We start from the raw sequence: 23060 nt of genomic DNA, 5'->3' as shown, positions 1-23060 counted from the left end.
ACGGTCTCGTGGGACCGTCCCCGGCAGCAGGGCACGGATGCCGGAGTGCTGGCGCTCCGGGTAATGTGAACGTCAACACGGACTCACATCGAACCGGAGTGTCATGTCCTCTGCATCCCTCACCTGGCGCGACGGCCAGCTCTTTCGCGGTGGAGAGCCGCACCGCATCCTCTCCGGTGCCGTGCACTACTTCCGCATCCATCCTGACCAGTGGGAGGATCGCCTGCGTCGTCTCGCGGCGATGGGCGCGAACACCGTCGACACCTATGTGGCGTGGAACTTCCATGAGCGCACCGAGGGCGAGTTCGACTTCACCGGTTGGCGCGACGTCGCCCGCTTCATCCGCATCGCCGGTGCTATCGGCCTGGACGTCTTTGTGCGCCCGAGTCCGTACATCTGCGCGGAGTGGTCGAACGGCGGCATACCGTTCTGGCTCGCCGGTCGGGTGCGCGCGCTGCGGACCTCGGATGCCGGCTTCCTCGCCGCCGTGGATGCCTGGTACGACGCGCTGATCCCGCAGCTCGAGCCGCTGCAGGCCGTGCACGGCGGGCCGATCCGACTGATCCAGGTGGAGAACGAGTACGGATCCTACGGGTCGGATGCCAGCTACCTCGCCCACCTGCGCGACGGCCTGCGTGCACGCGGCCTGGTCGAGATGCTCACCACCGCCGACGGGACCACCGCCGACATGGTCCGCAACGGCAGCGTGGGCGGCTCGATGGGGACGTTCACCTTCGGCACCGGCGTCGCACTCGCGCAGCAGCTGCGCCGCGACGGACAGCACCTGATGTGCAGCGAGCTGTGGGGCGGATGGTTCGATCACTGGGGTGAGCAGCACCACGTGCGCTCGGCCGAGAGCATGATCGGCACGGTGAGCGAACTGCTGGATGCCGGCGGATCGGTGAGCGTGTACATGGCGCACGGCGGCACCAACTTCGGCCTGTGGGCCGGCGCCAACCACGATGGCGTCATCCAGCCGACCGTCACCTCGTACGACTCCGATGCCCCGATCGGCGAGGACGGCACGCTGAACGCCAAGTTCCACGCGCTGCGCGCTGCCTTCGCCCCGTACCACTCGGCGCCTCTGCCGGATGTTCCGGAGGACCCGGAGCACCAGCCTGCGGCATCCGTCCCTCTTGTGCCGACCGCCTCACTGCTGGAGGTCGTGCGTGCGCAGCTTGTCGTCGCGACCGCGCCGCAGCCGCTGAGCTACGAGCAGCTCGGCGCCGAGGACGGGATCGTCGCCTACTCCGCCGACGTCCAGTTCGAGGCGGATGCCGAACTCACCCTGCTGGAGCTGCGCGACCGCGCGACGATCTTCCTCGACGACGAGCGTCTCGGCACGATCGAGCACGACGGCGAGCAGAGCCTCGCGCTGCCGACGGCGGGCGGTGCGGGTCGCCTCACGATCGTGGTCGAGAGCCTCGGCCGCATCAACTACGGCCCGCTCACCGGCGAGCACAAGGGCATCCTGGGCGGAGTGCTGATCGGACGCCGGTTCCAGCACGGCTGGGAGCACCGGATGCTGCCGCGCGACGTTGCACCGACGCAGGCAGGCGACGTGGCTCCTGTGCCGGCCGGCACGGACGGCCTGGCCACGGCATCCGTGACCGTCTCCCGACCTCTCGACGCGTGGATCGCCGTGCCCGGATCGGCGAAGGGCATGGTGTGGCTGAACGGCTTTCTGCTCGGTCGGTACTGGGAGCGTGGTCCGCAGGTCACCCTCTACGCGCCGGGGCCGCTCTGGCGGGAGGGCGACAACGAGATCGTCGTGCTCGACACCGACCGGCTCGGCGCAACCGTCGAGATCCGCGAGGCACCCGACTACGGCCCGCGCGAGGAGTTCGTCGGCTCCTGAGTGCAGGGCCTGAGCGCAGGGGCTGATCGCATCTTCGCAGCCTGGGGGAATACCCCAGAGGGGTATATGGTCGTACTCTGGTGAAGGTACCCTAGGGGGTACCGAGACAGAGGAGGAACCATGACCACCACTGAATTCCAGGTGACCGGGATGACCTGCGGGCACTGCGAGATGTCCGTGCGCGAAGAAGTCGAGAAGGTCGCGGGCGTCGAGGGCATCGACGTCAGCGCGCAGACCGGCCGCCTCGTCGTCAGCTCGGCATCCGCCGTCGACGCGGATGCCGTCATCGCCGCCGTCGACGAGGCCGGATACCGCGCCGTCGCGGCCTGAGCTTCCGACGACCCGCCACGACCGGCCGCCTGTCCGTCTGTACATTCCGAGGAGCATCGCCATGAGCACCGTCGAACCGTCCCGCATCGATCTCGAGATCGGCGGGATGACGTGCGCGTCGTGCGCGATGCGCATCGAGAAGAAGCTGAACAGGCTCGACGGCGTCACTGCCACGGTCAACTACGCCACAGAGAAGGCGCAGGTCACCGCCGACGGCCCGCTCGATCCCGCGCTGCTGATCAGCACCGTCGAGAACGCCGGATACACGGCATCCGTTCCCGCGTCCGCACCGGACGTCGACGCGAGAGATGCCGACGACCCCGAGCGCGCGCGCTGCGGCACCGGCTGATCGGCTCGATCGTGCTGAGCGTGCCGGTGATCCTGCTGGCGATGATCCCGGTGCTGCAGTTCGAGTACTGGCAGTGGCTGTCGCTCACGCTCGCCGCTCCGGTGATCGTCTGGGCGGCGTGGCCGTTCCACCGTGCCGCCTGGGTCAATCTGCGCCACGGTGCGGCCACCATGGACACGCTGATCAGTCTGGGCACGTCGGCGGCGTTCCTCTGGTCGCTGTACGCGCTGTTCCTGGGCACGGCGGGGATGCCGGGTATGACCCACGAGTTCTCGTTCGCCATCGCGCCCAGCGACGGAGCGGGCAACATCTACCTCGAGGTCGCCGCCGGAGTGACCATGTTCGTGCTGGCCGGTCGCTACTTCGAGAAGCGTGCCAAGCGCACGGCCGGTGCGGCGCTGCGCGCGCTGCTCGAGATCGGCGCGAAGGACGTCGCTGTCATCCGAGATGGCATCGAGGTGCGCATCCCCACCGCCGAGCTCAGGGTCGGCGATCACTTCGTCGTCCGTCCCGGCGAGAAGATCGCCACCGACGGCGTCGTGGTGTCGGGGATGTCGGCGATCGACCAGTCGATGATCACCGGCGAGCCTGTGCCCGTGGAGGTGCGCGAGGGCGATGCCGTCACCGGTGCCACAGTGAACTCCGGCGGACGCCTGGTGGTGCGCGCCACCCGCGTCGGCGCCGACACGCAGCTCGCGCAGATGGCGCGGATGGTCGAGGACGCGCAGGCGGGCAAGGCCGAGGTGCAGCGGCTGGCCGACCGCATCTCCGGCGTCTTCGTGCCGATCGTGATCGGCATCGCCCTCGTCACGCTCGCCGCCTGGCTCGTGCTTGGCTTCCCGGCATCCGCCGCCTTCACCGCCGCTGTCGCCGTGCTGATCATCGCCTGCCCCTGCGCGCTGGGGCTGGCCACGCCGACCGCACTGCTGGTCGGCACCGGACGCGGTGCACAGCTCGGCATCCTGATCAAGGGTCCGGAGGTGCTGGAGTCCACCCGCCGCGTCGACACGGTCGTGCTCGACAAGACCGGCACCGTCACGGAGGGCCGCATGAGCGTCGTCTCGGTCATCCCCGAGCAGGGGACGGATGCCGATGAGCTGCTGCGCCTGGCCGGAGCGATCGAGCACGCCAGCGAGCACCCGATCGCCCGGGCGATCGCATCCGCCGCACGGGAATCCGCCGAGGCCGATGCTCAGGTGGCCCGACACGCCGCATCCGAGGCCTCCGATGCGTCGATTCGTGCCACGCGAACCGATCTCCCGCCGGTCGAGACGTTCCAGAACCTCGAAGGGCGCGGCGTCACCGGCGTGGTCGAGGGGCGCGCGGTGCTCGTGGGTCGGCTCTCGCTGCTCGAAGACTGGTCGGTCCACCCCTCCGAAGAGATCCTCGCAGCGAAGGCGGATGCCGAGGCCGCCGGCCAGACGGTGGTGCTGGTCGCTTGGGACGGAACCGCCCGCGGCATGATCGTCGTCGCCGACCGGATCAAGCCGACCAGCGGCGAGGCGGTGGCCTCGCTGAAGACGCTCGGCCTCATGCCGATCCTGCTCACCGGAGACAATGAGGCGGCGGCGCGCCACATCGCCGCCCAGGTCGGCATCGACGAGGTGATCGCCGAAGTGCTGCCAGCCGACAAGGTGGCGGTGGTCTCCCGCCTGCAGGGCGAGGGGCGGGTCGTCGCGATGGTCGGCGACGGTGTCAACGACGCCCCGGCGCTGGCGCAGGCCGACCTGGGAATGGCGATGGGAACGGGCACGGATGCGGCGATCGAGGCATCCGACATCACGCTCGTGCGTGGGGATCTGCGGGCGGCATCCGATGCCATCCGTCTCTCGCGACGCACCCTGCGCACGATCAAGGGCAACCTGTTCTGGGCCTTCGCGTACAACACCGCCGCGATCCCGCTCGCCGCGCTCGGTCTGCTGAACCCCATGCTCGCCGGTGCCGCGATGGCGTTCTCGAGCGTCTTCGTGGTCGGCAACAGCCTGCGGCTGCGTGCCTTCCGCTGATCTTCGGTACGCGTCCGTCGAGACCCGGGTTCTCGTCCAGACCCCGGGTTGCGGGCTCTCGTCCAGACCCCGGGTTGCGGCCGACCGCAGGTCGGGGTGTCGGCGGACAGCCCCGAGGTCAGGACGCCTCGGCGCGACCCTGCCGCCAGTAGCCCATGAACGCGATCGAGCGGCGGTCGATGCCGAGGTCGCGCACCAGGTGCCGGCGCAGCGCTGTGATGGTGCCCGCTTCGCCGGCCAGCCAGGCGTACTCGCCGCCGGTCACGGCATCCGGGACCTCCCAGAGCACCTCGTCGGGATCCGGGTCCGAGAGCGCAGGAGCGGATGCCGACGGTGCGGCGGCCGTGAGCGCAGGAACACGGGCACGTTCGCGCCCCCACTCGTGCACCGCGGCGCTGAGACGGATGCCGTGCCCCACGGCACCCCGGGGAAGCCACCTCACCCGCACGCCGTCAGGGGCGGCCAGCGGCAGAGCATCCGCCGCCGTCGGCACCTCGATGCACACCTCGCCCACGGCATCCGCGGGCAGCGACTCCACGATGGAGCAGATCGCCGGGGCGGCCGTCTCGTCGCCGGCGATGAGCAAGGATCTCGCATCGCCCGGTTTCCACTCGATGCCGCCGGCCCGCTCTGCGGAGCGGGAGTTCGGCCCGACGACGAACAGCGGATCACCGAGCTGTGCACGGCTGGCCCAGGCCGATGCCGGACCCTCGGTGCCGTGCAGCACGAAGTCGACGTCGATCTCGCGGTCATCCGGACGCGGCGCGCGGATCGTGTACGTGCGGATCGGATTGCGCTGCTCGTCGGGAAGCCCGCGCCAGCGCTTGTACCACTCGCCCATGCTCTGGTTCTCATCGAACTGACCGACGTCGGTGATGGTTCCGTCCGCGAACGGGATGATCAGCTTGATGCGCTGATCCAGCCCATCGGTGCCGAAATGCACCAGATCGTCACCGGCCAGTGTGATGCGCGTGAAGTTGGGCGACAGCGGGGTGATGCGCGCGACGGTCGTGCGAAATGTGCGGTACGGGTGGTGGCTCACCACACCATCATAGGTTAGGCTCTCCTAACGTGATCACTCCGACGGATGCATCTGACGATCGGGCCGACGAGCTGCACGGCGAGTCGCTGGCTCTCAGCTACGGTCGCACGCGAGTCGTGCACGAGATGTCGCTGCACCTGCGCCCCGGCGTGGTCACCGCGCTGATCGGTCCGAACGGCAGTGGCAAGTCCACCGCGCTGCGCGCGCTGGCACGCCTGCACCGGGTCGATTCCGGCACGGTGCGCATCGATGGCGTCCAGGGACAGCGCGATGCCGCATCGCTGACGGCAAAGGAGTTCGCACGCACGGTCGCGATGCTCTCGCAGTCGCGGCCGCATCCGTCCGGTCTGGAGGTGCGCGACGTCGTCGCCTATGGTCGGCACCCGCATCGCAGCAGGTTCGCGGGGATGACGGATGCCGACCGCACCGCCATCGCGCAGGCACTGGAGCTGGCCGGGCTCGAGAGCATGGCGCATCGCGCGGTCGATGAACTCTCCGGCGGTGAGCTGCAGCGCGTGTGGCTGGCCACCGCGCTTGCGCAGGGCACCGGCATCCTGCTGCTCGACGAGCCCACCAACCACCTCGACCTGCGCTATCAGATCGAGACCCTCGACCTGATCTGCGACCTCGCCGACCGCGGCACCGCCGTGGGCGTGGTGCTGCACGATCTCAGCCATGCGGCATCCGTCGCCGACGAGGTCGTGCTCATGAACCGCGGACGGGTGCACGCCGCCGGCTCGCCCGGCGCAGTGCTCACCTCCGAGAACCTCACCGAGGTGTACGGGCTGCCGATCGACGCCTCCTCCGACCCGCGCACCGGCCGAGTGCACGTCACCCCGCGCGGCCGGCACCACGATCGCGCCCGGCGCGGTCTCGCCGCCCTCTCGGCCTGAACATCCTCCCCACCCGAATCCCCCTCTGAATCATTCTCGACACCCGGAGCCCCCACTGATGAACAAGCCTCTCGCAGCCCTCGCGACCCTCGGCGCACTGACCCTCGCACTCACCGCGTGCGGAACCACCTCGGCCGCGCCGGCGCCCACGAACGCGAAGACCTCCACTGCGAGCGGCATCGGCTGCGCCGACGACAGCACCACCACGTCGACCGACCCGGTCGAGCTCACCGACGCCTTCGGGCGCACGGTGACCCTCGACAAGCCGGCGGCGAAGGTGGCCGTGCTGGAGTGGCAGCAGGTGGAGGACGTGCTCTCGCTCTGCCTGACCCCGGTCGCCGTGGCGGATGCCGATGGCTACCGCACCTGGGATACCTCCGAGGAGCTGCCGGAGGGTGTCACCGATGTGGGCACCAGGCAGGAGCCGAACCTGGACGCGCTGTTCGCCACCGAGCCCGACCTGGTGATCGTCGAGGCCTACACCCGCGACGATGCGATCATCGCGCAGCTGGAGAAGTACGGCATCCCGGTGCTGGCGACGCTCGGTGCCGACGCCAAGGACCCGATCACGCAGATGCTCGGCACCTTCGACCTCATCGCACAGGCCACCGGCCGCACCGAGCGCGCCGATGTCGTCAAGGACGAGTTCGAGAAGAAGCTCGCCGATGCGAAGGACTCGGTCGCCGACGCCTCGCTCGCCGGCCACGAGTTCGTGTTCCTGGATGGCTGGGTCGACGGCGGCAACGTCACGCTGCGCCCGTACGGTCAGGGTTCGCTGGTCGCCGAGCTGGGCGAGCAGCTGGGTCTGACCAACGCCTGGACCGGTGAGGTCGACGCGGCCTACGGCCTGGGCACCACCGACATCGAGGGCATGACGACCATCGGCGATGCCACCCTGTTGACCACCGGCACGGTCGATCCCGACTCGGAGAGCTTCCTCGACGCCGCCGCGAAGAACCCGGCCTGGAAGCTGATCCCCGCGGTGAAGGAGGATCGTGTCCACGCGTTCCCCGCCGGCATCTGGATGTTCGGCGGCCCGCGCTCGGCTGAGCAGATCATCGACGCCTACCTCGGAGTCATGACGAAGTGACCTCGCCGTGCGAGGTGCCGGGACCGGATGCGAATTGGGGGCCGACACGCCAGATGTCGGATCGGATGCCATGAATCGTCCTGCATCTGGCGTGTCGGCCCGCAGAACGGATCGCGCGGGCACGGATGCGGAGGGGCGTCGCTCCGACTCCACGGCCACGGCCGTCTGGGTGCTGGTCTCACTGCTGGTCGTGCTGGTACTGGCATCCGCCTGGCATCTGACTCAGGGCACCAGCGGACAGGTGCTCGCCCAGCCCGAGATCCTGCTCGGGTCGCGTCTGCCTCGCCTCGCCGCGGGTGTGGCCGTCGGCATCGCGCTGGGCGTGGCCGGCCTGCTCATGCAGTCGCTGGCGCGCAACCCGCTCGCCTCGCCCGACACCCTGGGCGTGACCGCGGGGGCCTACTTCTCGATCACCGCGATCACGGCCTTCGGCCTGACGGTGCCGATCTGGGCATCCGGCATCGTCGCCTTCGTCGGCGGCCTGCTCGCAGCGGCACTCGTGCTGGGCCTGGCCGGTGGCTCGGCGTCGTCGACGACGCGGCTCGTACTGGCCGGTTCCGCGCTCGCGATGGCGCTGCAGGCCGGCACCTCCACGCTGCTGGTGCTGTTCGACGAGGAGACGAAGGGCCTGTTCGCGTGGGGCAGCGGCAGTCTCTCGCAGCTGGGCATCGAGAACTTCCTGCGCGTGGCGCCTGTGATCGGCGTCGTGCTCGCCGCCTGCTTCCTGCTCACTCGCCGGCTAGACGTGCTCGCTCTCGGCGACGACACCGCCTCGTCACTGGGAGTTCCGGTCCGCTCGACGCGCGTGTTCAGCATCCTGCTCTCGGTGCTGCTCACCGCCGCCGCCGTGACCCTCGCCGGACCGATCGGGTTCGTCGGGCTGTGCGCGCCGGTGCTCGCGCGGCTGCTCTCGCGCGTGGTGCCGGCGCTGGGCCGGCACGCAATGCTCATCCCGGCATCCGGTCTCATCGGTGCGATCGTCGTGATCGGAGCGGATGCCGTGCTGCGGGCGATCCTCGGAGCCGAGGGCGCGCTGTCCGTGCCCACCGGCGTCGCGACCACCGTGCTCGGCGCGATCGTGCTGGTGATGATGGCCCGGCGGCTGCGCGATGCGGGGCCCACCCGGCGTCCGCCGACGATCCGCTTCGGCGTGCGCAGCACCCGCCGCTTCGTGGTCGTGCTGGTGGTGGGCATCGTGGCGCTGTGCGCGGTGGTGATCGGCGGACTGCTGGTCGGCAGCACGCAGCTGCTCACCGGCGACATCCTGCTGTGGATGCAGCATCAGGCGCCGCCCGTGGTCTCGTTCGCCCTCGACGAGCGCTCCCCGCGGGTGATCGCCGCGGTCGTCGCCGGTGCGGCGCTCGCGCTGGCGGGCACCATCACCCAGGCCGTCAGCCGCAACCCGCTTGCCGAGCCCGGGCTGCTCGGCATCACCGGCGGTGCGGGGCTGGGCGCGGTGCTCGTCGTGACGAGTGCGACCGCGACGACGTTCGGGATGCTGGCAGCGGCCGTCATCGGAGCTCTGCTCGCCTTCCTGCTGGTATACGGCCTGGCCTGGAAGGGCGGGCTCAGCGCCGACCGGTTCATCCTGATCGGCATCGGCGTCTCGTACGGTGCGGTGGCGCTGACGACGTTCGTGCTGCTGCAGGCGAATCCCTGGGACACTCCGAAGATCTACACCTGGCTCTCGGGCACCACGTACGGGCGCATCTGGGAGCAGGTGATCCCGCTGGCGATCGTGCTGCTGGTGGCGCTGCCGTTCGTGCTCGCGCAGCGTCGTGACCTCGACATCGTCACCATGGACGAGGACACTCCGCGACTGGTCGGCATCCGCCTGGAGCGCACCCGGCTCGCGCTGCTCGCCGCGGCCGCACTGCTCGCCGCGCTCAGCGTCGCCGCCGTCGGCGTGGTCGGGTTCGTCGGCCTGGTCGCCCCGCACGCCGCCCGAGCGCTGGTCGGTGCACGGCATGCGCGGGTGATCCCGGTCGCGATCGTGCTCGGTGCGGTGCTCGTCGGGGTGGCGGATGCCGTCGGCCGGACGATCATCGCTCCCGCCCAGCTGCCCGCGGGCCTGGTCGTCGCGCTGCTCGGCGCCCCGTACTTCGTCTGGCTGCTGTGGCGCTCGCGCGACGCGTAGCATCCGTTCGCCCTGCCCGCCCGCTCCGCGGCATCCGCTCCTCCCTCGCAGCCGCTGCACTTTCCTGCATCCGCGCCATCGAACGATGCCGCAGTCGCAGAAGACTGTCGCGCATGCGAAATGCCCAGCCGATTCCGATCACGAAAGCGTAACGTCGAGAGCATGACAACGGTCAACGCCGACGAAGCCGCGATCGCCGAGGCGCGACAGCTGCGCGACGCGTTTCAGCGTTTCCTGCGCGAGTACGAGTTCGGGATGCGGGAGGTCGAGACGAAGATCTCGATCCTGCGCGACGAGTTCACGCACATGCACGCGTACAACCCCATCGAACACGTGAAGAGCCGGCTGAAGTCCCCGGACAGCATCGTCGAGAAGGTGGCCCGCCGTGGTGTGGAGGCCGACTTCGACAGCATCCGCGCCGAGATCACCGACATCGCCGGTGTGCGCATCACCTGCAGCTTCGTCAGCGACGTCTATCGGCTGTTCAACCTGTTCACGCAGCAGGACGATGTGACCGTGCGGATCGTGAAGGACTACATCGCCCAGCCGAAGCCGAACGGCTACCGCAGCCTGCACGTCATCGTCGAGGTGCCGGTGTTCCTCTCCACCGGCCGGGTCGCGGTGCCCGTCGAGGTGCAGTTCCGCACCATCGCGATGGACTTCTGGGCCAGCCTGGAGCACAAGATCCACTACAAGTTCGACGGACGCGTGCCGTCTCACCTCGTGCAGAGTCTGACGGATGCCGCGGATGCCGCGGAAGAGCTCGACCAGCGCATGGAGCGCCTGCACCGCGAGGCGCACGAGATCAACCACCGCGTGCTCGAGGTCTGAGCCCGCACCTCGCTCGGACCGGGGGCCGGCTCAGCCCGATGCCTCGCTCAGCCCAGGAACTCCCGGGCTGCGACGACCATCGCCGTCACGCCGACCTCGATGGTCGGATGGATCAGGGAGCGAAGAACGGCGAATGGTTGGTGGGGATGTCGTGGTCGAGGGTTCCGGCGGCGGCGGAGGCCGCGAACACGGCCGGATCGGCGCCGCCCCAGAACCAGAACACCAGGGGCGCTCCGGAATCCCGGGCGAACCAGGACACGTCCTCGCTGCCGGTGAACAGCCCGGGATCGATCACCGCCTGCTCGCCGAACGCCGACTGGAACGCCGCCGCGGCGCGTGCCGTGGCATCCTCGTCGTTGATCGTGGCGGGCAGGGTGTGCAGGGTGGTGATCTCGGGCTCGCGCTCCGCTCCGGATGCCATCGCCTCTGCACGGATGACCCGCTCGACCTTCTCGAGCACCTTCGTGCGCAGCTGATCGTCGGGGTAGCGCAGGCTGAGCTGCAGAGTGGCATCCGGCGGGATGATGTTGTTCTTCGTGCCGGAATGGATCGACCCCACCGTCACGACGGCGAGGTCGTGCGGATCGACCTCGCGTGAGACGACGGTCTGCAGACGCATGATGGTCGCCGCCGCGAGCACGATCGGGTCGATCGTGGCATGCGGACGCGAGCCGTGCCCGCCGCGACCGTGCAGCACGACCTGCAGACCGTCGGATGCTGACATCTGCGGTCCCGGGCGCACGCCGATCGTCCCCACCGGCAGCGGGGTGACGTGCTGGCCCAGCACGATGTCGGGGTGGGGGAAGCGGTCGAGGATGCCGTCATCGAGCATCGCGCGGGCTCCGGCGCCGTACTCCTCGGCGGGCTGGATCACCACCACGACGGTGCCCTGCCACTGGTCGCGCTCGGCGACGAGTCGCTCGACGGCGCCGATCATCGCGGTCACGTGCATGTCGTGGCCGCAGGCGTGCATCACTCCGACCGTGTGGCCGTCGGGGTCGACGCCGGTGGCCGTCGAGGCGTAGGGGAGTCCGGTCTCCTCGGTGACTGGCAGAGCATCCATGTCGGCGCGCAGCCAGGCTGTTGGGCCGGCGCCGTTGGCGAACACGCCGATCACGCCGGTGATGCCGATGCCCTCGTGCACCTCGAGGCCCAGGTCGCGCAGGTGGGCGGCAGCGATGCCCGCCGTGCGCGTCTCCTGGAACGACAGTTCAGGATGCCGATGCAGATCGGTGTACAGCGCCTCGAGATCGATGCTCATGTCGCGAGCCTAGCCATCAGCCTGCCTCCCGGACAGGTGCAGTATCACTGCCCTGTGTGCGCCTCACCGGTGGCCGTGGTACGGTTGCATGTCCTCCACCGGAGGAATCACTCTCCTCATGGCCCGTGACCAAGTCGCGTGCGGCCCGATCATCCTTCCTCTCCTGCGTGTGAGTTCCGCGGGGCAGGTCATCTCCTCCCGCTCCTGTGCAATGCCTCGCATCGCACCCAAGACGTGCCCGTCGGACGTACCGGCTCGGCACCCCGGTCGCTGCGGCGGCCAGATCAACAGAAAGAAGAAACACATGGCCACTGGCACTGTGAAATGGTTCAACACCGAAAAGGGCTTCGGGTTCATCGCTCCCGATGACGGCTCCGCCGACCTTTTCGCCCACTACTCGGCGATCGCATCCTCGGGCTTCAAGGAGCTCACCGAGAACCAGAAGGTGGAATTCGACGCTGAGCGTGGCCCCAAGGGCATGCAGGCGATGAACATCCGCGGTCTCTGAGCGACGCGACTCGAACCGGCTCCGGCATTACGCCGGGGCCGGTTCTGCGTATCCGGCCTCAGTGCCGGTAGGACTCCAGCGGGGCTCCCGGATGCAGCACACCGTTGACGATCGCGGTGATCGCGAACTCGCTGGCCTCGCCCAGGTCGACGATCTCGGGATGCAGCAGCCATTGCAGCTGCAGGCCGTCCATGACGGCGAGGATGCTCGCGGATGCGGCCGTGATCGAGTCGACGTCGGTGACGCCCTCTGCGGCGCACAGCACCTGGAAGGCTTCGCTGACCTCACGACGCAGGGTCGTGTAGCGCTCTTCGAAGTGCGAGGGGAGTTCACCCTGCTGGTCGGGCCGTCCTCGCGCGAGCAGGATCTGCTCGCGGCGGAGTTCACCGTGGTGTGAGGGCGATCCGCCCCGCCGAGACTTCCCTCCGGGCGCGAGACTTCCTTCCGGGCACGAGACTTCCCTCCCAGCACGAGACAGCGTGTGCGCCGACGAGTCTCATGCCGGAGAGGAAGTCTCACGCTGGAGAGGAAGTCTCGGAAGGGGGTCAGGGCGGATGCTGGTGCACTAGGCGCGCGCGGTCGTCCCCCGCACGATGAGCTCGAAGGGCAGGTCTCCGCCGATCTCGGCATCCGTCTGCTCCAGCTGCGCGAGGATCGCTGCAGCCGCACGCTCACCCTGCGCGATCGGGAACTGATCGACCGTGGTGAGCTGGAAGAACTCCCCGAGCTCGTGTCCGTCGATCCCGACGATGGAGAGGTCCTGCGGCACCCGGAATCCCAGATCGCGGGCGGCGAGGATGGCGCCGATCGCCATCTCGTCGGATGCGGCGAAGATCGCCGTCGGTCGTGGTCCCGGTCGTCCCAGCAGCTGCTTGGCCGCGCGGAAGCCCCCGTCGACCGTGAAGTCGGCCGGCTCGAGGAACGCCGGGTTCTGGGTGATGCCGGCATCCGCCAGTGCTTGCTCGAAGCCGAGCCGACGCTGCGTGGGGATGTGGAAGTCCATGTCGAACTCGGGACTCGCGCCGATGTGCGCGATGTCACGATGACCGAGGCCGATCAGGTGCTGGGTGGCCAGGCGGGCGACGGCAGTGTTGTCGACGGTGAGCGTGCGCAGCCGCGAGTTGGGGCCGCCGATCGCGATCACCGGCAGCCCTAGATCCAGCAGCTGCCCGGTCTCGTCCTGGTCGAGTTCGATCGAGACTGCCACGACGGCATCCACCCGCTGTCGGCGCAGGAACGTCGAGAACACCTCCTGCCGCACGGCGGCGTCGGCGGTGATGTTGTACAGCGTGCTGTCGTAGCCCGCGCGCATGAGCGCGCTCGTCGCGCCCGAGAGGACGGTGCTGAAGAACCAGCGGTCCAGGAACGGGACGATCACACCGACGTTCTTCGTGCGGCCGGATGCCAGGCTCGACGCCCGCGACGACACCACATATCCGAGGCTCTCGGCGGCGGTGTACACCCGTTCTCGGGACGCCGGTGATACATGCCCGCGTCCGCTGAGCGCGCGCGACACGGTCGCAGTCGACAGCCCCGCGAGCTTCGCGACCTCGTCGATACTCACCATGTCGAAAGGGCCCGTCTATTTGTGCCGAATGCAGGGACATAGTGCCATTTCGCACGCGTTTGGCACAAATAGACGGGCGGTGAGGTCATGGATGGATTCCGGTCAGGCCCTGGTGAACCAGGCGGCGGTGTTCGGGGGAAGGGCGGTGCCGGCGAACGGCTCGCTCTGGATGACGAACGTCACGTCGTCACCCAGCTCGATCGGCTCGGCGCCGAGGTTCGCCACGATGTGCAGGTCGCCGCGGTGGAACGCCACGGCATCGGCATCCACATCGTCCCACACCAGCGAACCTGAACCCAGCGATCGCGCACGGCGCTCGGCCAGCAGCGATCGGTACAGGCTCAGCGTCGAGTCGGGCTGCGTCTCCTCGACGTCTCGGGCGAACGCCGCCCACTCGGCCGGCTGAGGCAGCCACGACGCACCGGTGTCGTTGAACCCGAATGCCTTCCCCTCGGCAGTCCAGGGCAGCGGCACCCGGCATCCGTCGCGACCGTACCGCTCGCCGTTCGTGCGGAACCAGGTGGGATCCTGACGGAACTCGTCGGGGATCTCCATCGCCTCGGGCAGGCCGAGCTCCTCACCCTGATACACGTACGCCGAGCCGGGCAGCGAGAGCATGACGGTCGTGGCGGCGCGGCCACGCGACAGGCCGATCACCGGGTCGGGCTTGCCGGCGGACTTCGGCCCGATCCCCTCGCCCTGCGGGCTGTCGGCGGTCAGCGCCAGGCGGGAGGCGTGCCGGATGACATCGTGGTTCGAGAGCACCCAGGTGCTGGGCGCGCCCACCGCGCCGAACGCGTCGAGCGACTCGCGGATGACGTTGCGCAGCGCCTCGGCATCCCACGGCGTCATCAGGTACGGGAAGTTGAACGTCTGGTGCATCTCGTCGGGCCGCACCCACAGGGCGGTCTTCTCGAGGGTCGGCAGCCAGGCCTCTCCGCACAGCGCCCTGTCGCCGTCGTACTCGGCGAGCACCTTGTGCCAGTCGCGATAGATGTCGTGAACACCGTCCTGGCCCCAGTACGGCACGTTCTGCTCGCCGCCGCCCATCGAGTCGGCATCCGCCACCGGCGCGTAGTCGGGCAGGCCGGCCTCCTTGATCATGCCGTGCGCCACGTCGACGCGGAAGCCGTCGACGCCGCGATCGAGCCAGAAGCGCAGGATGCTGCGGAACTCCTCGCGCACTTCTTCGTTGGTCCAGTCGAAGTCGGGCTGGCTGGCGTCGAAGATGTGCAGGTACCACTGTCCCGGGGTCCCGTCGGCCTCGGTCACGCGCTGCCACATGCCCCCGCCGAACACGCTCTCCCAGTTATTGGGCGGCAGCTCGCCGTTCTCGCCGCGACCGTCGCGGAAGACGTAGCGCGCCCGCTCGCGGCTTCCGGGCGCCGCCTTCAGCGCCTCCTGGAACCAGACGTGCTGGTCGGAGGAGTGGTTCGGAACGAGATCGACGATGACACGGATGCCGCGGGTGTGCGCCGCATTGAGCATCTCGTCGAAGTCGGCGAGCGTGCCGAACAGCGGGTCGACATCGCGGTAATCGGCGACGTCGTAGCCGGCATCCTTCTGCGGGCTGGTCATGAACGGGCTCAGCCAGATCGCGTCGACGCCCAGGCTCTTCAGGTCGTCGAGCCGGCTGGTGATGCCGGGAAGATCGCCGATGCCGTCGCCGGAGGCATCGGCGAAGGAGCGGGGATAGATCTGGTAGATGACGGCTGTGCGCCACCATTCGGAGCCGGGGGAAGCGACCTGTTCGAGCTGTGCCATGCACCCAGGCTACTGGAAGCGCTTGCAAGTACGGTAGTGCTGCATCGAATCGGTTCGATCCGGGTGTGTCAGGATGCCGGGATGACCACGTTCACGGGCGGCTCGCCGGCCAGCATCCGCTCGATCTGAGTGCGCACCAGGCGCGCCATACGCGGGTTCATCGCCGTTGACGCACCGCCGCCATGCGGCGTGATGATCAGGTTCGGCGCGCTCCAGAGCGGATGCCCGGCAGGCAGCGGCTCCTGCTCGAAGACGTCGGATGCTGCACGGATGCGTCCCTCTTGCAGGGCCATCACCAAGGCATCCGTGTCGATGAGCGGACCGCGGCCGACGTTCACGAGCAGCGCGTCCGGCGCCATGCGCGCGATCATCTCCGCATCGAAGAGGTGGTGCGTGTGCGCGTTGCCTGGCAGGCTCAGCACGACGATCTCGGCATCCGGCAGCAGCGTCGGCAGTTCGTCGATGCCGTGCACGGCGATCTCTCCGAGTCCCTCGAAGGTTTCGGTGCGCGCGGTGCGGGCGAGCGCGGTCATGGTGACCTCGAAGGGTACGAGCCGGCGCGCGATGGCCTGCCCGACGCCTCCGAAGCCGACCATCAGCACCCGCCGGTCGGCCAGGCTCTCGGCGAAGACCGGCGCCCACTCCCCGCGGTCCTGTCCGTGCATGAATCGCGGGAACCGGCGCTGCGAGGCGATCATGAGCCCGACGGCGAGTTCAGCGGTCGACGCCTCATGCACGCTCGCAGCGTTCGCGAACGGCATTCCGGCGGGCAGGATCTCGGCGACGCCGTCGTACCCGATCGACTGGCTCTGCACGAGCCCGACGCTCAACCCCTTCAGGGCGTCCAGGGATCCGGCGGAGCCCATGTAGGGAGGCACGACGATGTCGAGCCGGTCGGCCGGGGCGGGGGTCTTCATGTCCCAGACCTTCACCTCCACTCCCTCGGGAAGCTCCCCGATGTTCGTGGCGAGGCGGTCGGTGGGGACGGTCACGAGAAGGCTCACGATTCGACCATAGACCTCCGTGCGCGCCCTCGCAGTGAGAGCGAGGGGTGGTCGGCGGGAGAGCCTGCAGGTAGCCTGGGCCCAGGGCAAGGAGGCTCCCATGACGATTCCGGAGATCAACTACTGGGCGGTGCTGATCGCGACGGTGGCGAGCATGATCGTCGGGGCGATCTGGTACGCCCGGGGTGTGATGGGCGCGCGGTGGGCGAAGCTGGCGGACGTCGACCTCGACAAGCCGTCTCGCGGCGTGCTGTGGCCGATGATCACCACGGTGATCGTGACCTTCATCACCGCGTGGGTGCTCGCCGGTGCGTCGTCGATCGCCTGGCACTTCTACGAGGGCTCGTACTTCTGGGCCTCACTGGTGACGGCGGTCATGCTGTGGGCGGGGTTCACCGCCGCGCGCCTGATAACGCATGACGCGTTCGAGGGGCGCAGCACCAAGCTGACCACGCTGAACATCGCGCATGAGCTCATCACCGTGCTGGTGATGGCCGTGGTCATCGGCGTCTGGCCACCCGCAGGCATCTGAGAGGCTGTGGGCTGGGCGCGACGAGAACGCGGGTTATGCCGCTACGGCCGCCACGGCGGCGATCGCGCTCGTGAAGAAGCCCAGACCGTCGACGCCGGACCGCATCGCATCCGCGGTGTCGGGTCCGAAGCCGGGCTCGGTGGCGTGCTCGGGGTGCGGCATGAGGCCGACCACGTTGCCGCGCTCGTTCGTGAGCCCGGCGATGTCGCGGAGCGATCCGTTCGGGTTCACACCCGCATAGCGGAAGGCGACCAGGCCCTCGCCCTCCAGCCGGTCGAGTGTGTCGTCAGCGGCGATGTAGCCGCCCTCGCCGTTCTTGAGCGGGATGACGATCTCCTGGCCCTGCTCGAACGCACTGGTCCAGGCCGTGTCGGCGTTCTCGACCGTGAGCTTCTGGTCGCGCCGCACGAAGTGCTGGTGATCGTTGCGGATCAGGCCGCCTGGCAGCAGGTGCGCCTCGACGAGCATCTGGAAGCCGTTGCAGATGCCGAGGATCGGCATCCCCTTGGCCGCGGCATCCTTCACCTCTGCCATGATCGGCGAGAGCGCGGCGATCGCGCCGGAGCGCAGGTAGTCGCCGTAGCTGAAGCCGCCGGGCAGCACCAGCGCATCCACGCCCTCGAGGTCGTGCGAGCCGTGCCACAGCGCTACGGGCTCCGCGCCGGCGATGCGCACGGCACGCTGCGCGTCGCGGTCATCGAGCGACCCGGGGAAGGTGATCACACCGATGCGCGTGGTCACTCCGCGACCTCGACTCCCACGACGTCCTCGATCACGGAGTTGGAGAGCACGTCCTCGGCCACGCGGCGAGCCTCGGCGAGCACCTCATCGGTGACCTCGCCGTCGACGGTGAGCTCGAAGCGCTTGCCGATGCGCACCTGAGTGAAGCTCTCGACGCCCAGGCGGGCGAAGGCGCCGGAGACGGCCTTCCCCTGCGGGTCGAGAAGTTCGGCCTTGGGCATGACGTCGACGACGATGGTGGGCATACCTGAGATTCTAGGCGATCACGCCGACGCACCCGCACCGTGACTCGGGGAGGTGCGCCCGGGCGGATCCGCCCCCTCAGTACTCCGCCCAGGCGCCATCGAGGTGCCCCATCTCCTCGTGCTCCCGCACACGTCCCCACGGTCGAGAGCAGTCCCCCCGTCACAAGCAGGCTAGAGTCATCGCACAGCACGCGCATCGTGGAGAGTGCGGCGGGGGCGGACTCTCCAATTCCATGGTGCTGTCGGGACGACGGAGGGACGGACGATGAAGCTCAGCAAGCTGGCCGAGAAGAGCGGTGTGAGCACCACGACGCTGAAGCACTGGATCCGCGTCGGCATCATGCCGTCCGGCCGCCTGCGCAACCCCACCACCGCCGTCTACGAGCAGCGGCACGTCGACCGGGCACGGCTGATCCTGGTGCTGCGCGACGTGTACGGCGCCTCGACTCAGGCGATCCGCTCGCTGACAGCGCTGATCGACGCCCCGGGCAGCACGACGCTGAACGTCATGAACGCCTGCCAGGAACTCGCGCTCGGCGTTCCCGAGGACATCGCCGATGACCCTGCCTACGCTGACTTCCGTGAGCGCACCTATGAGCTGATGCGCCGCCGTGACTGGCGTGGGTACCCCGGTGCGGCTGAGCGTGGGCTCACCTTCGCGCTGGCTCAGGCGGCGGAGGTGGGGCTGGACTACGACGTCGCAGAGCTGATGGAGTACGCGGATGCCGTGGAGCCGCTGGCCGGCCGCAACATCGCTGCACTGGGACCTGAGGGCTCGCCGGACGAGGTGGCTCGGCGACTGCTGCTCGCGATCAACGCCCGGGCGCGTCAGCTGGTCGCCGTGAGCAGTCTCGCGCACGCAGCGGCGTCCATCCGCTCGGCCATCGAACGCGGCGACGCTCCGGCCGACCTCGCCAAGCCGCCCGCCGCACCCTGACTCCGTGGGGTTCTCAGGCGGAGCGGAACACGGTGTGCACGTCGCCGACGACCTCGCGCCCGCCCAGCCCCTCGATCTCGAACAGCACGCTGATGCCGGCGACCACGTACCCCAGGCGCTCGATCAGCTGACGACCCGCATCGAGGGTGCCGCCCGTGGCGAGCACATCGTCGATCAGCAGAATGCGTGTACCGGCGGGCAGATCGTCGTGCATCTCGATCGTCGCGGTGCCGTATTCCAGTGCGTAGTCGACGGATGCCGCGGGGCGGGGCAGCTTGCCCGCCTTGCGGATCGGCACCAGGCCGGTGCCCGCCACGACGGCTGCGCTTCCGGCCAGGATGAAGCCGCGTGCTTCCACTCCGGCGACGACGTCGAATGTACCCGCGAACGGGGTGACGAGCGCCTCGGTCGTCGCCTGCAGCGCATCGGCGTCAGCGAGCAGGGGAGTGATGTCGCGGAACAGGATGCCGGGACTCGGATGGTCGGGGATCGATCGGATCAGCGACTCAGCACGCGCCAGTTCAGGACTCACTCGGCAAGGGTACCGGAGGCGCGGATCGGATCAGATCCGTGGGAGCGCTCCCAGAGAGTCATGGCATCATGAGTACATGACCCGATCCTTCCCTGACGGCTTCCTTTTCGGTGCTGCCACGGCCGCCTACCAGATCGAGGGCGCCGCCTTCGAAGACGGCCGGACCGCCTCCATCTGGGACGCCTTCTCGCGTGTGCCCGGCGCCGTGGTGAACGCCGACAACGGCGATGTCGCCTGCGACCACTATCACCGCTACCGCGACGATGTGGCGCTCATGAAGGAGCTCGGCCTGCAGACCTACCGCTTCTCCACCTCCTGGTCGCGGGTGCGCCCGGACGGCGGAGCGGTCAACGCCGCCGGCATCGACTTCTACGAGCGCCTCGTGGACGAGCTGCTCGCAGCCGACATCGTGCCGTGGCTCACCCTGCACCACTGGGACATGCCACAGGCGCTCGAGGACCAGGGCGGCTGGACCAATCGCGACATCGTGGATCGTTTCGTGGACTACGCACTCAGCGTGCACGATGCCCTCGGCGACCGCGTGCAGCACTGGACCACGATGAACGAGCCGTGGTGCTCGTCGTTCCTCTCCTACACCGCCGGCGTGCACGCGCCCGGGCGCACCAGCATCCGCGACGGGCTTCTCGCCTCGCACCACCTGCTGCTCTCGCACGGACGCGCGGTGCAGGCGCTGCGCGAGCGCGCCCCCGAGCTCGACCTCGGCATCACCCTGAACCTCACCGTGGCCGATGCCGCCGATGTCGCCGACCCGCTCGACGTCGACGCCGCGCGCCGCATCGACGGGCAGTTCAACCGCTGGTTCCTCGACCCGCTCTTCCGCGGCGCCTACCCGGCCGACATCGTCCGCGACATCCGCAAGGTCGACGCGGCGGCGGTCTCGGCCTGGCAGGAAGCCGTCAGGCCCGAAGATCTGGAGGCCATCTCCAGCCCGCTCGACGCGCTGGGCATCAACTACTACCATGGCGAGCTGCTGTCCGGGCATCCGCAGCCGGGTCCCGACGGCGAGCCGGTCGAGACCAACCCGCACGAGACGCCAGGTCAGCAGCGCCGGACCGCATCGCCGTTCCCGTCCGACGAGGGCATCCACTGGGTCGAGCGCGGGCTGCCGCGCACCGGGATGGGCTGGGAGGTGCAGCCCGAGGGTCTCACTCGCCTGCTCGTGCGCATCGGCGAGGAGTACGCGCCCGAGGTGCCGCTGTACGTCACCGAGAACGGCGTCGCCTACGACGACGTGGTCGGCGACGACGGTGAGGTGCCGGATGCCGAGCGCACCGCGTTCCTGCGCGATCATGTCGCCGCGACGCTGGATGCCGTCGAGCAGGGAGCGGACGTGCGCGGCTACTTCTACTGGTCGCTGCTGGACAACTACGAATGGGCTTGGGGGTACGCCAAGCGCTTCGGGATCGTGCGCGTCGACTACGACACCCAGCAGCGCACCATCAAGCAGAGCGGTCACGAGTACGCTCGCATCATCGCCGACCGCGCGATCTGACCGGCCCCGAATCGAGGACTCGATGCCCCGCGCCACGATCGAAGAGGTCGCCGCCCTCGCCGGTGTCTCGCGCTCGACCGTGTCGCGAGTGGTGAACGGCTCGACGGCGGTGAGCTCCGACGCGCTCGCCGCCGTGCAGAAGGCCATCGCCGAGCTGGGCTACGCGCCCAACCGCGCGGCGCGTTCATTGGCCAGCAGGCAGACCCGCGCGATCGGCCTGGTGGTTCCCGAGGATACGACCAGGTTCTTCGGCGACCCGTACCTGGCATCCGTCGTCGCCGGCATCAGCTCGCGACTGGCCGACTCGGACTACATCCTCAACCTGCTCATCGCCAACGACGACCGGGGCGAGAAGATGACGCGGTTCGTGCGCAACGGCGGAGTCGATGCGGCGATCATCGTCTCGCATCACACCAGTGACTCGTTCGTCGAGCGCATCGCCGAATCGGTGCCGGTGGTGTTCGGCGGGCGGCCGTCCAGCGTGCGAGAGAGCGACATCATCATCGACGTCGACAACCTCACCGCGGCTCGCGAGGCGGTGCGACACCTCATCGCGCTCGGCCGGCGCCGCATCGCGACGATCACCGGCACCATGACGATGGCCGTCAGCGTCGATCGGCGGGACGGCTTTCTCGCAGCGCTCGCCGATGCCGGGCTGGAGCCGGCCGGCGAGATCGACGGTGACTTCAGCGAGCAGGGTGGAGCGGATGCCGCGCAGCGGCTGCTCACCCAGCCGGATCGTCCGGATGCCGTCTTCGTCGCCAGCGATCTAATGGCCCGTGGTGCGATCGGGGTGCTGCGTGCCGTGGGCCTGCGCGTGCCCGAGGATGTCGCCGTGATCGGCTTCGACGACTCGGCGCTCGCCGTGGCATCCGATCTCACCAGCGTGCGCCAGCCGATGTTCCAGCAGGGCGAGATGCTCGCCGAGCTGATCATCGACGAGCTGGCGGGTCGGCACCCCGCGCCGCTGACGCTCCTGCCCACCGAGCTGGTGGTGCGCGGGTCGGCGCCGGCCGTCTGATGGGTCACAGTCTTGAGCGAGATCTCTCCCAGAGAAGTGCCAGCTGTACCCGATTCTCGAGCTCCAAGCGGCGTAATATCCTGCTGATGTACGACCGAACCGTCCTCTCGTCAAGGTGAGTCTGAGCAGCGATGCTGGCGTTGTTTGCTCCGTTTGCGACTCCGTCGGCGATCTGTCTTTCGCGAGCAGATAGGCGGTCGAAGAGGTTGCTGTCGTGGAAACCCTTGGCGGCCGTGATCTGAGGAATGAGTGTTCTCAAGGTGTCGACGGGAAGCACGGAGACGCCCGCAGCAGCTGATCGGACCGTCGCAATGAGCGACTCTGTCGATGCGGACTTTGGAAGAAAGCCCACTGCGCCCCGATGCAAGGCGGCAAGAATATTCACGTCCGCGCTGAATGTCGTCAGCACAATGGATGCCGGTCGGCGTTCGACGTGCTGGAGCAGCGAAAGTGTCTGCACTCCATTGACTTCTGGCATTGCGAGGTCGACGAGCACAACATCCGGATCCGTCGAGTGGACTGCTTCACGGATGTTCTTGCCAGAGTCGAGTTCGCCGATGACGATGATGTCATCGGCGGACTCGAGGATGTCGCGAATCCCTTCTCGCACGATCTGCTCGTCATCCACGAGGAGCACCCGGATCATCCGTCCTCCTTCGTGGTCGAGTATGGCAAGAAGGCTGCCAGTTTGAACTTGGCATCCTCGTGCTGTTGGATCGTGAGTGATCCGTCGACCTGAGCGAGTCTCCTCTTCAACGAAGGAATCCCTCTGCCGATCCGCTCCGGGGACGTGCTCAGGGTGCGGTTGGTCATGACAACTCGTACGCCAGCATGGTTTTGCCGGACCGATAACTGCAGGGGTTCACCCGGCGCGTGACGGGCGGCATTCGTCACGCCTT

22 protein-coding genes and 1 pseudogene are annotated in these 23060 nt (G+C 68.7%); 13 read left to right on the top strand and 10 right to left on the bottom strand.

What is annotated here, in order from left to right; translation table 11 throughout:
- Positions 1 to 103: 103 nt before the first annotated feature.
- The 4 genes from QUE33_RS11175 to QUE33_RS11165 all read left to right on the top strand — a co-directional run bounded on the left by QUE33_RS11175 (position 104) and on the right by QUE33_RS11165 (position 4543).
- Positions 104 to 1858 (top strand): glycoside hydrolase family 35 protein, encoded by a 1755-nt coding sequence (locus QUE33_RS11175; protein WP_286300059.1) that lies wholly within the window; start codon positions 104 to 106, stop codon positions 1856 to 1858.
- Between the two features lie 120 nt (positions 1859 to 1978).
- Entirely contained in the window at positions 1979 to 2188 is a 210-nt protein-coding gene (locus tag QUE33_RS11170) for a heavy-metal-associated domain-containing protein (RefSeq protein WP_286300057.1), read from the top strand.
- 61 nt (positions 2189 to 2249) lie between these two features.
- Positions 2250 to 2537, top strand: a complete 288-nt coding sequence (locus tag QUE33_RS16415) for a cation transporter (protein ID WP_434019599.1) — start codon at positions 2250 to 2252, stop codon at positions 2535 to 2537.
- 11 nt (positions 2538 to 2548) lie between these two features.
- The gene (locus tag QUE33_RS11165) at positions 2549 to 4543 is read left to right on the top strand and encodes a copper-translocating P-type ATPase (RefSeq protein WP_434019598.1); all 1995 of its coding nucleotides are present in this window, start codon (positions 2549 to 2551) and stop codon (positions 4541 to 4543) included.
- Positions 4544 to 4661: 118 nt separating this feature from the next.
- Here QUE33_RS11165 and QUE33_RS11160 read toward each other — a convergent pair whose 3' ends face one another.
- Positions 4662 to 5585, bottom strand: coding sequence for a siderophore-interacting protein (locus tag QUE33_RS11160; protein WP_286300055.1), 924 nt, complete (start codon positions 5583 to 5585; stop codon positions 4662 to 4664).
- Positions 5586 to 5617: 32 nt separating this feature from the next.
- Between QUE33_RS11160 and QUE33_RS11155 the strand changes: the two genes are divergently transcribed.
- From QUE33_RS11155 to QUE33_RS11140, 4 genes are all read left to right on the top strand, one after another.
- Positions 5618 to 6478 (top strand): ABC transporter ATP-binding protein, encoded by an 861-nt coding sequence (locus tag QUE33_RS11155; protein WP_378761696.1) that lies wholly within the window; start codon positions 5618 to 5620, stop codon positions 6476 to 6478.
- 58 nt (positions 6479 to 6536) lie between these two features.
- Positions 6537 to 7568 carry an ABC transporter substrate-binding protein gene (locus QUE33_RS11150; protein ID WP_286300046.1) on the top strand — a complete coding sequence of 344 codons (1032 nt, stop codon included), beginning with the start codon at positions 6537 to 6539 and terminating at the stop codon, positions 7566 to 7568.
- Between the two features lie 70 nt (positions 7569 to 7638).
- Positions 7639 to 9705, top strand: a complete 2067-nt coding sequence (locus tag QUE33_RS11145) for an iron ABC transporter permease (RefSeq protein ID WP_286300043.1) — start codon at positions 7639 to 7641, stop codon at positions 9703 to 9705.
- Between the two features lie 162 nt (positions 9706 to 9867).
- Positions 9868 to 10536: a GTP pyrophosphokinase gene (locus QUE33_RS11140; protein ID WP_286300040.1), complete on the top strand. Its 669-nt coding sequence runs from the start codon at positions 9868 to 9870 to the stop codon at positions 10534 to 10536.
- Between the two features lie 47 nt (positions 10537 to 10583).
- Here QUE33_RS11140 and QUE33_RS11135 read toward each other — a convergent pair.
- Positions 10584 to 11797 (bottom strand): annotated as a pseudogene (locus tag QUE33_RS11135) (amidohydrolase).
- Between the two features lie 304 nt (positions 11798 to 12101).
- Here QUE33_RS11135 and QUE33_RS11130 point away from each other — a divergent pair.
- Positions 12102 to 12305 (top strand): cold-shock protein, encoded by a 204-nt coding sequence (locus QUE33_RS11130; RefSeq protein WP_286300038.1) that lies wholly within the window; start codon positions 12102 to 12104, stop codon positions 12303 to 12305.
- A gap of 58 nt (positions 12306 to 12363) precedes the next feature.
- On the opposite strand, the gene QUE33_RS11125 is transcribed toward QUE33_RS11130, so the two are convergent.
- The 4 genes from QUE33_RS11125 to QUE33_RS11110 all read right to left on the bottom strand — a co-directional run bounded on the left by QUE33_RS11125 (position 12364) and on the right by QUE33_RS11110 (position 16640).
- Positions 12364 to 12570 carry a hypothetical protein gene (locus tag QUE33_RS11125; RefSeq protein WP_350226454.1) on the bottom strand — a complete coding sequence of 69 codons (207 nt, stop codon included), beginning with the start codon at positions 12568 to 12570 and terminating at the stop codon, positions 12364 to 12366.
- A 300-nt stretch (positions 12571 to 12870) separates the two neighbouring features.
- A complete protein-coding gene (locus QUE33_RS11120; protein ID WP_286300036.1) occupies positions 12871 to 13872 on the bottom strand; it encodes a LacI family DNA-binding transcriptional regulator in 1002 nt (333 codons plus the stop codon).
- A 102-nt stretch (positions 13873 to 13974) separates the two neighbouring features.
- Positions 13975 to 15636 carry a glycoside hydrolase family 13 protein gene (locus QUE33_RS11115; RefSeq protein WP_286300033.1) on the bottom strand — a complete coding sequence of 554 codons (1662 nt, stop codon included), beginning with the start codon at positions 15634 to 15636 and terminating at the stop codon, positions 13975 to 13977.
- A gap of 68 nt (positions 15637 to 15704) precedes the next feature.
- Positions 15705 to 16640 (bottom strand): 2-hydroxyacid dehydrogenase, encoded by a 936-nt coding sequence (locus tag QUE33_RS11110; protein WP_350226453.1) that lies wholly within the window; start codon positions 16638 to 16640, stop codon positions 15705 to 15707.
- Positions 16641 to 16740: 100 nt separating this feature from the next.
- Between QUE33_RS11110 and QUE33_RS11105 the strand changes: the two genes are divergently transcribed.
- On the top strand, positions 16741 to 17172 hold the full coding sequence (locus QUE33_RS11105; RefSeq protein WP_286300030.1) for a DUF1761 domain-containing protein: 432 nt from the start codon (positions 16741 to 16743) through the stop codon (positions 17170 to 17172).
- 33 nt (positions 17173 to 17205) lie between these two features.
- On the opposite strand, the gene purQ is transcribed toward QUE33_RS11105, so the two are convergent.
- Positions 17206 to 17913: a phosphoribosylformylglycinamidine synthase subunit PurQ gene (gene purQ, locus QUE33_RS11100; RefSeq protein WP_286300026.1), complete on the bottom strand. Its 708-nt coding sequence runs from the start codon at positions 17911 to 17913 to the stop codon at positions 17206 to 17208.
- A complete protein-coding gene (gene purS / locus QUE33_RS11095; protein WP_286300024.1) occupies positions 17910 to 18158 on the bottom strand; it encodes a phosphoribosylformylglycinamidine synthase subunit PurS in 249 nt (82 codons plus the stop codon). Before purS ends, purQ begins: the two co-directional genes overlap by 4 nt.
- Positions 18159 to 18423: 265 nt before the next feature.
- Here purS and QUE33_RS11090 point away from each other — a divergent pair, with 265 nt between their 5' ends.
- Positions 18424 to 19095: a MerR family transcriptional regulator gene (locus tag QUE33_RS11090; protein WP_286300020.1), complete on the top strand. Its 672-nt coding sequence runs from the start codon at positions 18424 to 18426 to the stop codon at positions 19093 to 19095.
- Between the two features lie 13 nt (positions 19096 to 19108).
- On the opposite strand, the gene QUE33_RS11085 is transcribed toward QUE33_RS11090, so the two are convergent.
- Entirely contained in the window at positions 19109 to 19627 is a 519-nt protein-coding gene (locus QUE33_RS11085; protein WP_286300018.1) for an adenine phosphoribosyltransferase, read from the bottom strand.
- A gap of 76 nt (positions 19628 to 19703) precedes the next feature.
- On the opposite strand from QUE33_RS11085, the gene QUE33_RS11080 reads away from it, so the two are divergent.
- Both QUE33_RS11080 and QUE33_RS11075 read left to right on the top strand, forming a co-directional pair.
- Positions 19704 to 21140, top strand: coding sequence for a glycoside hydrolase family 1 protein (locus QUE33_RS11080; protein ID WP_286300016.1), 1437 nt, complete (start codon positions 19704 to 19706; stop codon positions 21138 to 21140).
- 22 nt (positions 21141 to 21162) lie between these two features.
- Entirely contained in the window at positions 21163 to 22161 is a 999-nt protein-coding gene (locus tag QUE33_RS11075; protein ID WP_286300014.1) for a LacI family DNA-binding transcriptional regulator, read from the top strand.
- Between the two features lie 4 nt (positions 22162 to 22165).
- Here QUE33_RS11075 and QUE33_RS11070 read toward each other — a convergent pair whose 3' ends face one another.
- Positions 22166 to 22807, bottom strand: a complete 642-nt coding sequence (locus tag QUE33_RS11070) for a response regulator (protein ID WP_286300011.1) — start codon at positions 22805 to 22807, stop codon at positions 22166 to 22168.
- Positions 22808 to 23060: the final 253 nt, after the last annotated feature.

This window comes from Microbacterium suwonense (genome assembly GCF_030296555.1).
GTDB classification, from domain to species: domain Bacteria; phylum Actinomycetota; class Actinomycetes; order Actinomycetales; family Microbacteriaceae; genus Microbacterium; species Microbacterium suwonense.
The sequence above is the reverse complement of the archived record's forward strand: the minus strand, read 5'-3'. Positions and strand labels throughout refer to the sequence as shown.